13 protein-coding genes are annotated in these 12,317 nt (G+C 42.6%); 7 read left to right on the top strand and 6 right to left on the bottom strand.

Annotated elements, in window-relative coordinates; all coding sequences use genetic code 11:
- Nucleotides 1-47 precede the first annotated feature (47 nt).
- A complete protein-coding gene (locus AC5JM2_RS00155) occupies nucleotides 48-236 on the top strand; it encodes a DDE transposase family protein (protein ID WP_495832897.1) in 189 nt (62 codons plus the stop codon).
- Nucleotides 237-415: 179 nt separating this feature from the next.
- Here the strand turns inward: AC5JM2_RS00155 and ctpC are convergent, their stop codons facing one another.
- Together ctpC and ispG are read right to left on the bottom strand one after the other, a co-directional pair.
- Nucleotides 416-1,702 (bottom strand): carboxyl-terminal processing protease CtpC, encoded by a 1,287-nt coding sequence (gene ctpC, locus AC5JM2_RS00150; RefSeq protein ID WP_495832896.1) that lies wholly within the window; start codon nucleotides 1,700-1,702, stop codon nucleotides 416-418.
- Between the two features lie 163 nt (nucleotides 1,703-1,865).
- A complete protein-coding gene (gene ispG / locus AC5JM2_RS00145; protein ID WP_495832895.1) occupies nucleotides 1,866-3,092 on the bottom strand; it encodes a (E)-4-hydroxy-3-methylbut-2-enyl-diphosphate synthase in 1,227 nt (408 codons plus the stop codon).
- A gap of 89 nt (nucleotides 3,093-3,181) precedes the next feature.
- Between ispG and AC5JM2_RS00140 the strand changes: the two genes are divergently transcribed.
- Nucleotides 3,182-3,325, top strand: coding sequence for a hypothetical protein (locus tag AC5JM2_RS00140; RefSeq protein WP_495832894.1), 144 nt, complete (start codon nucleotides 3,182-3,184; stop codon nucleotides 3,323-3,325).
- 16 nt (nucleotides 3,326-3,341) lie between these two features.
- On the top strand, nucleotides 3,342-3,860 hold the full coding sequence (locus AC5JM2_RS00135) for a phosphotransferase (protein WP_495832893.1): 519 nt from the start codon (nucleotides 3,342-3,344) through the stop codon (nucleotides 3,858-3,860).
- A 374-nt stretch (nucleotides 3,861-4,234) separates the two neighbouring features.
- Here AC5JM2_RS00135 and AC5JM2_RS00130 read toward each other — a convergent pair whose 3' ends face one another.
- Nucleotides 4,235-4,615: an SNF2-related protein gene (locus AC5JM2_RS00130; RefSeq protein ID WP_495832892.1), complete on the bottom strand. Its 381-nt coding sequence runs from the start codon at nucleotides 4,613-4,615 to the stop codon at nucleotides 4,235-4,237.
- Here AC5JM2_RS00130 and AC5JM2_RS00125 point away from each other — a divergent pair.
- From AC5JM2_RS00125 to AC5JM2_RS00115, 3 genes are all read left to right on the top strand, one after another.
- Entirely contained in the window at nucleotides 4,576-4,917 is a 342-nt protein-coding gene (locus tag AC5JM2_RS00125; RefSeq protein WP_495832891.1) for an aromatic-ring hydroxylase C-terminal domain-containing protein, read from the top strand. The genes AC5JM2_RS00130 and AC5JM2_RS00125 overlap by 40 nt on opposite strands.
- Nucleotides 4,918-5,967: 1,050 nt before the next feature.
- On the top strand, nucleotides 5,968-7,410 hold the full coding sequence (locus AC5JM2_RS00120; RefSeq protein WP_495832890.1) for a hypothetical protein: 1,443 nt from the start codon (nucleotides 5,968-5,970) through the stop codon (nucleotides 7,408-7,410).
- Nucleotides 7,411-7,524: 114 nt separating this feature from the next.
- Nucleotides 7,525-8,637 carry a cysteine hydrolase family protein gene (locus AC5JM2_RS00115; RefSeq protein ID WP_495832889.1) on the top strand — a complete coding sequence of 371 codons (1,113 nt, stop codon included), beginning with the start codon at nucleotides 7,525-7,527 and terminating at the stop codon, nucleotides 8,635-8,637.
- A 134-nt stretch (nucleotides 8,638-8,771) separates the two neighbouring features.
- Here AC5JM2_RS00115 and AC5JM2_RS00110 read toward each other — a convergent pair whose 3' ends face one another.
- Nucleotides 8,772-9,656, bottom strand: coding sequence for a peptidoglycan DD-metalloendopeptidase family protein (locus tag AC5JM2_RS00110; RefSeq protein WP_495832888.1), 885 nt, complete (start codon nucleotides 9,654-9,656; stop codon nucleotides 8,772-8,774).
- Between the two features lie 400 nt (nucleotides 9,657-10,056).
- Between AC5JM2_RS00110 and AC5JM2_RS00105 the strand changes: the two genes are divergently transcribed.
- Complete coding sequence (locus AC5JM2_RS00105) at nucleotides 10,057-11,274, top strand: HhoA/HhoB/HtrA family serine endopeptidase (RefSeq protein WP_495832887.1); 1,218 nt, start codon at nucleotides 10,057-10,059, stop codon at nucleotides 11,272-11,274.
- 45 nt (nucleotides 11,275-11,319) lie between these two features.
- On the opposite strand, the gene AC5JM2_RS00100 is transcribed toward AC5JM2_RS00105, so the two are convergent.
- Together AC5JM2_RS00100 and scpB are read right to left on the bottom strand one after the other, a co-directional pair.
- Nucleotides 11,320-11,667, bottom strand: coding sequence for a DUF760 domain-containing protein (locus AC5JM2_RS00100; protein WP_495832886.1), 348 nt, complete (start codon nucleotides 11,665-11,667; stop codon nucleotides 11,320-11,322).
- Nucleotides 11,668-11,750: 83 nt separating this feature from the next.
- Nucleotides 11,751-12,305, bottom strand: a complete 555-nt coding sequence (scpB, locus tag AC5JM2_RS00095; RefSeq protein ID WP_495832938.1) for an SMC-Scp complex subunit ScpB — start codon at nucleotides 12,303-12,305, stop codon at nucleotides 11,751-11,753.
- Nucleotides 12,306-12,317: the final 12 nt, after the last annotated feature.

Here is a 12,317-nt window from a genome sequence, read left to right as displayed (position 1 = left end):
GTATCATTAGGCATATATAGACTAGACTGGTGATACTCACATCAACCATGACTGATACACAAACTTGGTATATTGTCAAGCTTTCGGCTGGTCATTGCGAAATTATCCCCAGTGACGAAGCGACTGAGGAAAATAATCCAGAAATTATTGAGCAATGGGGGCCGTTTAGTTCCCAAGGAGAAGCCATTGCCCGCCGCGTAGGACTGATTAGATCTCTTAAGTGCCAACCAGTCTGAAGTCAAAAGTTAAAGGTCGAAAAAACTCTTTTGACCCTTGACCCCTTCGGGGGAAGACCTCCGGTCTCGCTGCGCTAACGCCAGTCGCTTTATGCCGGGGAACCCTTTCAGCAGTCGCCTGCGGAGGGAAACCCTCCTGCAGCGCTGCTTCACCCCCGCGCTGGCTCACTTTTGACTTTTTAATTTTTTTCTGCCCTGCTGTTTCCTTTCTGTGCAATTTCTTTGCCGATCACTTCTACAGCTTTGGCAAACTGGGGATCTTGTAAGGTGGCAATTTTATCGCGCTGTTTGAGCCATAGCTCCTCTCGCTGAGCAGTCGTCAACTCCACCTTGACATCTGGGTCAATTCCATGATGATTGATATCACGATTATTAGGAGTGTAGTATTTAGCAATTGTCACGGCCATTCCAGAACCATCGTCCAGAGGACGCACTGATTGCACTAAGCCTTTGCCAAAGGTCTGAGTACCAACTAAAACAGCACGCTTGTTATCCTGTAAAGCTCCGGAGAGGATTTCACTGGCACTTGCTGAACCTTTATCTACTAATACCACGAGCGGTTTGTTTGTCAAAGCACGTCCTTTTGCCACTTCTCGCTCTACTTCTGCAAAGCGGTCTTTCGTGGAGACTATCGTACCATTACTGATCCACATTCGGGCAATTTCGACGCTAGAGAAAAGTAAGCCACCAGGATTATTACGTAAATCCAGGACATAACCAGCGACTTGCTTACTCTCTAAATTTGTGATTGCTTGTTGCATTTCTTTACCAGCGTTGGCGCTAAACTGCTTCAAGCGAATATAACCAAGATTGCCTGCTGGAGTTTGTTTTTGAGAGTACTCTACTGGATGAATTTCAATCTTAGCTCTTGCAATGTTGAATTGTTTTTCCTGACCATTCCGCAGAACTGTCAAGTTGACCGCTGTTCCTGCCTCACCTCGGATTAAGGAAACTGCCTGATTGGTATCCATACCCTCGGTACTTTTTCCGTTGATTTTGGTGATGACATCTTTTGCCAGGACACCAGCTTTTGCAGCAGGTGTATCCTCAATCGGCGCAATCACAGTCAACTTTTTCGTTTTCTCATCTATGCCAATTTGGATACCAATACCTATCAGTTCTCCAGAGGTATCCACTTGCATATTTTTGAACTCCTGTGGATCCATAAACCGAGTGTAAGGATCACCCAGCTTCTTCAACATTTCGCGGATGGACTTGTAAGCCTGCTGCTTGTCGCTGTAGGACTTGTTCAGGTACTCACGACGAACAGCCGCCCAATCTAATTTATTAAAAGTACCATCTACATATTGGCGGTTAATAACTTGCCAAACTTCATCTATTAATTCCTTAGGACTTTCTTTAAATAAAGCCTGTCCTTGTGAGTGAATACCCAGGCCAGTGACTGCTATTGTTGTCAGTGTCACCGCTGTAGCACCCAAAACAAGTCCACTTCTTGTAATCACCATAATGACAGCTGTGCAAGACGCAAAATTTTCTAATCAGTATGCTCAATCTAACACAGGGTTTTGCACTAAAGACTGAGCATATTTTTTTATTTCATAAAAATGCTTTGTCATCCGGCGACTACCTGTGTCGGCGGTACAAAATTTGTCGAAAATTTGGAAAATTTTATGGATCTATCCAACGTCCATCTATCTTAATTAAGTTGATCAATTCTTCTACTCCTTTATCTTCTGGAACTTTTTTAATTTCTTCTCTTCCACGGTAAAGAGAAATGTATCCAGGCGTTTTGCCAACATAACCGTAATCAGCATCAGCCATTTCCCCAGGTCCATTGACTATACACCCCATGACTGCCACATCGAGTCCAGTGAGATGTTTAGTCGCTTCGCGGACTTTGTGCAGAACTTCTTCTAGGTTAAACAATGTCCGTCCACAAGAAGGACAAGCAACGTACTCCACCATTGTTTTGCGCAATCCCAAAGCTTGCAAAATACTGTAGCAGACAGGGATTTCTTTCTCTGGTGATTCCGTTAGTGACACGCGAATTGTATCGCCAATACCATCAGCTAAGAGAGTGGCAATACCAGCGGTTGATTTAATCCGTCCATACTCGCCATCACCTGCTTCGGTGACACCCAAGTGCAGAGGATAATCCATACCCAGTTCATCCATCCGCTGTGCCATGAGACGATAGGCGGCTAACATCACTGGCACTCGTGAAGCTTTCATAGAAATCACCAAATTGTGGAAATCTAAAGATTCACAAATGCGAATGAATTCTATTGCTGATTCCACCATACCTTCTGGGGTATCGCCGTAGGTGAACAGCATTCTTTCACCAAGAGAACCGTGATTTACCCCAATTCGCATAGCTTTGCCTTGATCACGTAAGGAAATCACCAACGGTGCCAAAGTTTCACGAATTTTTTCGCCAATTTCGTTAAACTCAGCCTTAGTGTATTCGGTTCTGTTGGGGTTTGGCTTTTCAAACACGTACAACCCTGGATTAATCCGCACTTTTTCTATGTGTTTGGCGACTTCCAAGGCGATTTTCATACCATTATGATGCACATCCGCAACAATAGGCACATCCTGGTAGGTTTTGATTAATTTTTGTTTAATCTCTGCCAGCGCTCTGGCATGAGCCATACTAGGTACAGTAACGCGGACGATTTCGCAGCCAATTTCATGAAGACGGCGAATTGCTGCGACTGAACCGTTTATATCTAGGGTGTCTTCGTTAATCATTGACTGCACTACCACAGGGTAGCCACCCCCAATGATGACATCGCCTACTTTGACTGGACGGGTTTTGCGCCGTTTGATCGTGGTGTCAAAGGTGGGTTGAAGATTTGCAGTGTTGGAAGTTGTTAGCGTAGGCAGGGTTTGCATATCCTGTTAAGTAAAATTTTGGTAGCAAAGATATCCAGTTGGAAAACATTCTGTTTCCCAGATTGCCACATGAAGGGGTAGTTTGAGTAATGAAGTTGAAAAAAAAGCAGGAAAAAAGTGAAAAAATGAGTGGGGGAGGAGGGGAAGTGGAGAAACAGGTAAAAATGACTATTGAATCATCTAAAATCCAAAATTCAAAATCTCAAATTGCAATAAGTAACAAATATTATTAGCAGCACCAATGATTTTATGAGTCAATTATTAATTTCTGTCATTCATTCTATTCCTGACGGTGAGGCTTTAATTGACACTGTACTGCGCCACTACCCCATCAGCGATATCCGTAACTGCAAACTATACAAGCGAGGGTTAAACGATACGTATTTGGTGGAAACTGAGCAACAAAGATATATTCTACGAGTTTATCGGCGTGGGTGGAGAAATAAGCAAGAAATTGATTTTGAACTGGAACTGTTAGCGTTTCTACATGAGCAAAAACAGTCGGTTGCATACCCCATTGTAAGAAAAGATGGCGTTTTTACAACAGAAATTGCCGCACCAGAAGGAACACGTTACGTGGCTGTGTTTTTCTATGCACCAGGACATGCAGTCAATGAAAAGCTTGATGGGACACAAAGCTATCGTTTAGCAGAAGCACTGGCAAAAATTCACCAGACACTAGACAAGTTCAAAAGTAGTTTGATTCGCCCTGCTTTGAAAAGTGAATACTTCCTAGATTGGTCATTGGAAGCAATTGCACCTCTGTAGCAATACAGAGAAAGCGATATGAACTATCTGCAAAAACAGGTAGATAAAATAAAAAAGCAGTTAGAGGATGTCTGATATCACGTCCTGCGAATTACTTACGATTAAGCACCAATTTGAGTCCACCAATGAAAGCCTGTTAACCCTCGAATCAAATCTTGCTGTTGAAGTAAAGCTTGGCAACGATCAAATAAAACTTCCTCTCAAAATTACAATATTTTGCTGGACTGGCTATCAATAAATCAATGACAACTTCCAAAATAGGAGATGGAAGTTGTTTGGCACAAGTGCAAATTTGAGCTAATAAAAGTGACGGCAATAAACTCACGCTTTTACCTCTAGGAAGAATGCCAAATCCGTTGATAGTACAGTGGGAATCAATACCGCGCGGTCAAGATACTTATTGCCGCGTTCACAAGAAGTTTCCGGAAGTTACTGTCCACAACGCGGAAATCCAAACCAAACTTATCGCGCATTTGGTCTCGCCACTGAATTTGCACTAAAGATGGACAAACTATCAAAATGGGCCGACAGCGATGACGGATAATTAATTCTTGAGCAACTAACCCCGCCTCAATGGTTTTACCCAATCCCACATCATCTGCAATCAGCAAATTAACGCGAGGCATTTGAATTGCTCGCACTACTGGATCAAGCTGATAATCTTCAGCACGGAGGTAGCCTTCATGCTGGCGATCGCATTCCTGACTTACCTCTGGTGGTTGTTCGACCCGACGGTGTAAAGGAAAACCGGACACTTTTTAATCTGCTCAATCCCTGCCAGTTTACGCTCCTTTTCGTCAGCATCAGTGATGCTCCAACTCTGCATGCACAAATTTCAGAAAAGCTGGCGCTATGGCACGAGCTGATCGAAGGCATACAAATAGAGCCACCGAACAGTGAACAAGAACACAAGCGCTTCCAAGATCACCTCGGCTCTAAGCCTGTTTTGCTGTTAATTCGTCCAGACGGTTACATCGCCTTCCGGGGAGGAGATCACTCCCTGTCGGAATTGATTGAATATTGCTCCTCATGGCTATTGCCTTCATCCCTCAAGTAAAGAGAAACATCATGCTCGATCACAATCAAGTACAAGTCCTTTTCGCAGACTTACAGCGTTGGGAGCAGAAAGCCCACGGTTTCTAGCCGTATGGATGCCAGACACCTACGGAGGGAGACCCCTTCGGGGAGAACCTCCGGTTCCACTAGCCCCTAAGGGGGCCGGAGCTAACGCGCTCCGCCAGATGCCTGGCTGTCGGGAAACCCTCCCGCAGCACTGGTCTCACCTCCTGGATGGCTAGCGCTCATGAATGCGTTTTTTATATTTTTTTATGTTGACCTACTTAGTAGCTGAATTTGTACTCTCATTTAGTAGTTTTAAAATTTTTCTAAACGCTCTATACTTTTTGTTTATACCTCAATTTATACTTACGATATATTGTAGCTCTTAGAAAGAATCCTATAATCCTTAGTATGAATAATAAAAATATGAAACAATTCTGTTGTGTCTAATAACCAGGCTTTGAGAAAGCCAAAATTAGTCGAAATTAAAATTGCGTGGATAGCGTTTCTGCAGCGTTGCTTTTACCAATACTCAAGTGCCTGAATTCTGTGTTGAACTGGCATGTTTTCGAAAAGGGGAGGCAATTCTAGTTAATGCTGAAACGAGAATTTATTGCGTGGCTTATGTGATAGCGATCTGCGCGGAGCACAGCAGCGAAGCTATCGCCCTAATATCCATGCTAAGTAAACTGCTCAAAGTTGCAAATCAACCAGGAAACTAGCCAGACAACCATCGTTTTCTCAATTCTGTAATTATTGCGATTTACAAAAATTGAGATTCAGACATTTCATGACTCATTGAGATGTCTGAAGAAGCTTTTAGGTTCTCTTGTTGGACAACCGAATCAAGCAATACAGTTCAGAGCAGACCAAAACCGTTACCACGAAGACAATGTAGAGATGTAGCATCCACTCTCACTACACATCAGCAAATCTCACAAAAAATCCTTAACTGAACCGTATTGCCTAATCAAAGGGGATTTTAACATCAAAAAAATCCCTATTTTTGCTTTCTAGTTTTGAACATTTTGAGACAATTAAACCCATTATGAAACCGAAAGAGACAATCTTTGTTATCCCGACTTATCGACTAAGAGATGTAGCAGAAACGATTGAAAAGTACGATGATAATTTCTGGGTGAACGGGCATGCTCCAAAAATCATTGTTTTTGATGATTCAAGTGTTGCTAACTACGAAAAATACTATCAACTTCTAGAGCAGACTAAAACCGTCAACGATGTATTTTATGTTGGCCCTCGTGAGAAGGAACAGTTTATCAATTTCTTAAACCAGAGACTTCGCGATAAGAAGCTTGAGTCACTCGTCAGAAACCTGTTTCGACCCAGTTATGGCGGAAATCGGAATTTTACCTTAATGTACACGCTTGGACATTTAATGGTAAGTTCAGATGATGATATGAGACCGGATGCATTAATCGAAAATAGCCCGGAATCTTTATCAGCAGATGAAATCTGTCGAGGCAAACTACTCAAGTCTAACCAGGATGGTTTCGTCCATCGTTCCTTTGACTTACTCACCTCTTTTGAGGATGTTCTGGGCCACAAAGTCAACCTGGTACCGGACAATTTTGAGAAAGGGGAACTAGTCGTTGATACAGCAATGGAGTTAGAAACCAATACGACAAAAGGTTTTTTCAAAGAAAACTCTCTATTGCTGCAAAGGGGCAAAGTTTCTAATAGTGCTGTTGTCAAAATTGCCCAGACTTTTCGGACAGGAACTCACGATATTGATACGCTCGATTTTATTCACATGTATCTGAATGATGAAAACCAAATTAGTCTAGACGAACTCAATGATATTTATGTTCTCGTAAATTTCAGACCAGTCGTTACCAACAAAAATTGGAGGATGGATTGTGGGGTCGCGGGGTATGATAATCAGTTTGGTTTGCCACCCTTTTTTCCGACTCGACTGAGGTTCGAGGATTACATCTATCGGCTTTGGATACAGCAAGAAGGGATAGTAGCTGCACACGTAGATGCTGCACAGAACCATATTCGGAATAACTATATGCGTAATCCGATTGCAAGTGAAATTTTCAATGAGGAGATATGTAATTTACTCAAAAAGAAGATCAAGAACGGTATTTATGAACTTGAAGATCTTACGATCAAGTTTGACTATTCCGGCGAAGTAACTTCACAAGACTCTGAAGAAATCTTGGAAAGAGTCGGCGACATCTATAATCAAGTGGTCAAAGCTTCAATATCCACTCAGAATGAAGAACGTAGACAATCTCTCCAGTTCTTTGCTGACAACCTATCGCGCGTATTTTATGGGTTTGAACCCGATTTCTTTCAGCAAAATGTCTCTCGGATTGTTGATGACGTTATCAGTCAATTTCAGGCATCTTTAGAGATATGGCCCACTCTCGTCGAAATCTGCTACTTTCAGAAGGATAAGAAAGATTTACCGCAAACCAGAGTCAGGAATAAAAAGTTAAAGTCTAGAAATGGCAATCGATTTTAATAACGACAAAATCCGTCACTAAAATAGAGTAATCCACCCACCACAAACCTATCCAAGCCACCCAGACATGGCAAGCTTTGGATTGCGGTTTAGATAGAGGTTGCAATTTAACTTATGAACACCCCAACAAAAACCCAACTACCTATTCCCCCGCATTTCAACCCTGAAGAAGTCGGCTATGTCTGGCGCGTACCTTACCAACAACGTGCAAAAGAAGCGAGAGAATGGGCAAATAAATATAATATTAAACCATCTTCAGAAGATAAAACACGCATTTGTTTACTTCTGATTGATGTACAAAACACCTTTTGTATTCCCGAGTTTGAATTATTTGTAGGTGGTAAATCTGGAACAGGTGCGGTAGATGATAACGTCCGCTTGTGTGAGTTTCTCTATGGCAATTTGGGGAAAATTACTAAAATTATCCCGACTATGGATACTCATACAGCAATGCAGATTTTTCATCCCATTTTTTGGGTAAATGCTGCAGGTGAACACCCAACTCCTTCTGCTACCAATATTACACCAGCAGATATTGAAAAAGGTGTTTGGAAAGTCAACCCAGGAGTCGCACGCCAGGTGCTACAACGGGGGGAACCCCAACGCCAGATGCCTACGGAGGGAAACCCTCCTGCAGCACTGGCTCCGCAACGCACTGGCTCCTCAAGTCTTGGATACAACTATGAATTTTTAGAAAAACACGCTTATCACTACGTTAAGCAGCTGAGTCAAGATGGCAAATATCCTTTGACTGTGTGGCCTTATCATTCTATGCTAGGTGGTATCGGTCATGCATTAGTTTCTGCTGTAGAAGAAGCAGTATTTTTCCACAGCATTGCTCGTCAGACTCAGACACAATTTGAAATCAAAGGTAATCACCCTTTAACAGAAAATTATTCTGTCTTACGTCCAGAAGTGTTAGAAAGTTTTGATCAACGTCAGATTGGACAAAAGAATACGCACTTAATTCAACAATTATTAGATTTTGATTGTGTGATAATCGCAGGACAAGCAAAAAGTCACTGTGTTGCTTGGACAGTGGATGATTTACTAACAGAAATTCAACAGATAGATTCTAATTTAGCGAAAAAAGTTTATTTGCTGGAAGATTGTACTTCCCCGGTTGTTGTTCCTGGTGTTGTGGATTATTCGGAAGCCGCAGAAGCTGCATTTGAAAGATTTGCAGCTTCTGGGATGCATCTGGTTCAATCGACTCAGTCTATTTAGAGTTGGTTTGAAGAATAATTATTGAGTGCTTTATCTACATCTTAGCGGAGAATGTGAGGCGGAGCCTGAAGGTCGGCATCCCCAGGCAGAGCCTGGGAACGAGAGAACGACGAGGGAATGAGAGAATAAGAGTTTCACTGCTGTAAATATCCTCTAGGATCTTGAGCCGCCCAACCTAGGGATGAGCTAGAACGCACTTCAAAATGGAGATGGGGTTGGTTTGTGCTAGGTGTTCCAGTTGTACCCACAGTTGCGACGATGTCTCCTTTATTCACTTGTTGACTAACGGAGACTTTGATATTTTCAAGATGGGCGTAGCGGCTTTGCAATCCCCCACTGTGATTGATAATGACTAAATTACCATAAGTCCCTTGCTCACTGGCAAAAGCGACTGTCCCATCAGCGATCGCTTGCACAGGCGTTCCTTTTGCTGCTAACAAATCCACACCACTATGAAAAAAAACTTTACCGTTGGTAGGATTAGTCTGCCAGCCATAAGGTAAAGCCACTGTTGCGACTTCCGCTAACGGATATCCAGCTAATTTACTCGGAGTAGAAGTTGATGTAAAAGACTCTGTTATGGGACGATTGGGTGAGCGTTTTAGCTGTGGGACAAACACAAATCTGGAATTTTTCTGACACCCATTCACCTCAAATAAGACATCAGGACGGATTTTATATTTTGCCGCTATTTGTCGCCAGTTTTGACCAGGAGGTACTTCAACAACAATCCCATTGTAGGGAGGTATTTGAATCTCGCGACCAACAGCAACTTTATTATTTCTTAAGGTCGGATTCATGGCGATAATAGTAGCTGGTGTGAGATTATAACGCTGGGCTATACTCTCCACAGTTTCTCCTGGTGCAATTTTGTGTCGTCCGAAGCGTTCAAGGGCTGAACTCTGACAACCAGTGATAGTCTGTTGTGCAAGTACAGAGTATGGGCTAGTGTGTATAAGCCCAAGGGTGCTGGTGACTATGCTAATACAGAGAAAGAGTAAACGATAGCAAACAGTCATGTATACAAAGGAGGCACTCAATTACTCTAGATTTTAAATCGCAATAGCAGGCGACAGAGGTAGTGAGTCCTTAAGCGGTGCTTATTTGTAACGAAAACTTACTGATCAGCAATGAATCTTTGAGAAGAATTCAGAATGCAGAACACAAAACCCAGTTGGAACTCTAAAGGATGAATCAGTTATCAGTTATCAGTTACCAGTTATCAGTTACCAGTTATCAGTTATCAGGTTGGAAACGGACTCGTCCACCCCTTGTTCACTGTTCACTGTTCACTGTTTACTGTTCACTGTTCACTGTCCTGAGTTCTGACTCTACCAGTTCCGGGTTTTTGCTTAGTCAACTATCCCCTAACTTGACTACACTTAGAAGTTAGCATCTGCATTGCTGTCCTTAAATATAATGATTATGAAATTATCTTTATCTTTAAAGCAACTGGTTATTTATCTATCTTTATTGACTATCGGCGGCGGTGCAGGCTTGTTTGGTAGTCGCTATTTTATACCACAAAATACTTGGTTTAAAGAGTTAAGAAATGTAACAGCATCTTCATCTTCGGAAACCCCAGTTTCAAATCCTGTCCGAAGTCAAGTTGGGGCTAATATTGGCGATAACATGAATTTTATTGCTAGTGCTGTTCAAAAAACTGGACCAGCAGTCGTCCGAATTAATGCAACCCGCAAAGTGGCGAATCCTATTTCTGATGCTTTAAAGAATCCTCTGTTGCGGCGGTTTTTTGGAGAAGAAGAGCAACCATTCCCCCGAGAACGAATAGAGCGTGGTACCGGTTCTGGGTTTATTTTGAGTGAAAATGGACAAATACTAACTAACGCTCATGTGGTTGCAGATACTGACACAGTATTAGTAACCCTCAAAGATGGTCGGACTTTTGACGGTACGGTAGTGGGAGTTGATTCTATAACAGATGTTGCTGTTGTCAAAATTTCGGCTTCTGATCTGCCAACAGTAAAAATAGGTAATTCACAAAACTTAATACCCGGTGAATGGGCGATCGCTATTGGTAATCCCTTGGGGTTAGACAATACTGTGACAATCGGTATTATCAGCGCTACAGATCGCACTAGCGCTCAAGTTGGTGTTCCAGATAAGCGAGTCAGTTTTATCCAAACAGATGCGGCTATTAACCCTGGTAACTCTGGCGGACCATTGTTAAACGCTCAAGGCGATGTTATTGGTGTTAACACTGCTATCCGCGCCGATGCTCAAGGGCTAGGTTTTGCCATCCCAATTGAAACCGCAGCCCGTATTGCTAACGAGCTTTTCACTAAAGGGCGTGTACAACATCCTTTCTTGGGGATTGAAATGTCAGATCTTTCTCCTGCCAAAAAACAGCAGATAAATCAAGACAAAAATCTCAATATTAAGGAGAATGTTGGTGTTGCAATTACAGGAGTTTTAGAAAAGTCTCCAGCACAACGAGCCGGACTCCTTCCTGAGGACATGATTCAAAAAGTTAACGCTAAGCCGGTTAAAACATCTGCTCAAGTACAGAAACTAGTAGAGTCTAGTACTGTAGGCAAGATTCTGGAAATTGAGGTCAACCGTAACGGGGAATTTAAAACATTTCAAGTACAGTTAGGAACCTATCCCCAGAAGTAGTCCATAGTCTAGGAGTCTAATAATTTTTGACACTTGACACTTGACTTACGGATTGTTACTCAAATGATCCAACTGCATCCGTTGTTCCATTTGGCGAAGAAAATAACCCGTCATCATAGCCGACGCTAAAAGACCCGCCAGATTGTCTCGATCTGTTGTAATTTGCACGTTAAAATTTTCAGCGGGTAACATTCCGACTAGCCCTTGGACGTTTTGGGAAATAATTTGTTTAATTTCCGGGCTGACGGACTGAGCGACGCGGGCTAGAACCTCAGGGGACTGGTGCTGTAGATACTTGAGTAAGTGATTGGGGTGTTCCTCAAAGCTATCAGAGATAAGCTGATTGGGATGTTCCTCAGGGTAGTCATTCAAAAAGTTAGGATCAAACACCATTGGCTGTTTTTGTAGCTGAGTTTCTTATTCTACTTTAAACCATAGTAGAAGGGTCGGACATATTACCACCTCTTTCTGAGGTACTAGGATTGTTCCACAGTAACAGAACTGCTGTTGGATTCTGCTGCTGTGAGTTCTAGCTCTAGTTGTTTTTGCTCCTGTCCGTTGGAGAATAATGGCGGAAGTTGCTCGATTTGGAAATACTGGTGAAATTTAGAGGTGATTTGTAATGAATACGAGCGAGATTCGCTGTCTCGGCGTTTTCTGACAAAACCAAGTTCGACAAGTTCTTGAACGTGTTGATATGCACCAGAACCGCGCAGGTTAATCAAGTCGCTTTGGAGTATTGGACTATTTAGGGCGATACCTGCCAAAGTCCGCAATGCTCCCACGCCCAATTCTACTGGAATCAGAGTTTGCACTAGGTCATGAAAATCTGACCGCAGTTGCAAACTATAACCATTTGGAGTTTCAACAACTTCTAGGGCGCTATCTCGGTGGGCATACTCATCAATGAGTTCTATGATGCCTTCCTCAGCTGTCGCGCGATCGCAAGCGGCATACTCAGTAATTTCACTGATAGACAGGGGCTTACCCTTCAAATAGAGAATTGCTTCTATTTTGGTCGCTGCATTTATCACGGCATTAGT

This window comes from Brasilonema angustatum, assembly GCF_059505445.1.
Note: the sequence above shows the minus strand (reverse complement) of the source record. Positions and strands in the feature narration are given on the sequence as shown.